Consider the following 1,255-nt stretch of genomic DNA (forward strand, 5'->3'; position numbering starts at 1 on the left):
GAGGTCCGCGAGCATGGCGAGGGTCCTGCCCACCTGATCCGCTCCGAGGCCCCGGTCCGACAGTTCGGGCAGGAACGGCATCCCGTGGCATTCACCCAGCACGACCCGCGCGGCCTCCCGAGGGTCGACACCCCGCATCGGTCCGGGGCCGGTGTGACCCGGTTCGACGGCGGTCACGGGGTGCCCGCGACCGGGACGGACGCGGTGATCGTGCCACTTCCCAGGACGCGGTCGCCTCCGGGCTCGGGCCGGTAGAGCACGGCCGCCTGGCCGGGTGCGACGCCGCGCACGGGCTCGTCGAGGGAGATCTCCAACCTGGCGTCCGGCCCGTCCCCCACCCGTCTCACGTGCCCTGGTGTCGCCTCACCGTGGGCGCGGATCTGCACGAGACACTCGGTCTCGCGGAGGGCGTCGTCCACCAGCCAGTAGGGCGAGGTCGCGGTCATCCCCCGGGACAGCAGGTGATCCGATCCCCCGACGGTCACGGTGCCGGTGCCGGCGTCGATGGACGTGACGTATCTGGGGCGACCGTCGGCCGCCGGACCCGGCAGGCCCAGTCCCTTGCGCTGGCCGACCGTGAACCCGTACACGCCCTCGTGCCGACCGAGTTCGTCACCGGTGTCGGCGTCGACCACCGCCCCGGGACGCAGACCGATCCGCGCGCCGAGGAACGCACGGGTGTCCCCGGAGGGGATGAAGCAGATGTCGTGGCTGTCCGGTTTGGTCGCGACGGGCAGGCCGGACGCCTCGGCCTCGGCACGGACCTCGGACTTGTGGGAGTCCCCCAGCGGGAACATCGAGTGCGCGAGCTGCTGCGGGGTGAGCACGCCGAGGACGTAGGACTGGTCCTTGTCGGGATCGACCGCCCGGCGGAGGACTGGACGTCGGTGCCCGGCGCCGGTCTCCTCGAAGGACAGCCGGGCGTAGTGACCGGTGGCCACCGCGTCGAACCCGAGTGCCATCCCCCGGTCGAGGAGGGCCTCGAACTTGATCCGCTCGTTGCAGCGCAGACACGGATTGGGGGTCTCACCGCGGGAGTAGGACTCGACGAAGTCGTCGATCACCTCCGCCCTGAACCGTTCGGCGAAGTCCCAGACGTAGAACGGGATGCCCAACAGATCGGCCACCCGGCGGGCGTCACCGGCGTCCTCGCGCGAACAGCAACCGCGGGAGCCCGTCCGCAGGGTCGCCGGGTCCGCGCTGAGGGCCAGGTGCACCCCCACCACCTCGTGCCCGGCGGCCACGGCGCGAGCGG

At 72.4% G+C, this 1,255-nt stretch carries 1 protein-coding gene; it reads right to left on the bottom strand.

What is annotated here, in order from left to right; translation table 11 throughout:
- Positions 1-173: 173 nt before the first annotated feature.
- Positions 174-1,255, bottom strand: a 1,082-nt coding sequence (gene mnmA / locus G6018_RS01655; RefSeq protein WP_182638547.1) for a tRNA 2-thiouridine(34) synthase MnmA, incomplete at its 5' end; no start/stop codon positions are given.

This window comes from Dietzia sp. DQ11-44, from assembly GCF_014145205.1.
In the GTDB taxonomy this organism is placed as follows: Bacteria; Actinomycetota; Actinomycetes; order Mycobacteriales; family Mycobacteriaceae; genus Dietzia; species Dietzia natronolimnaea.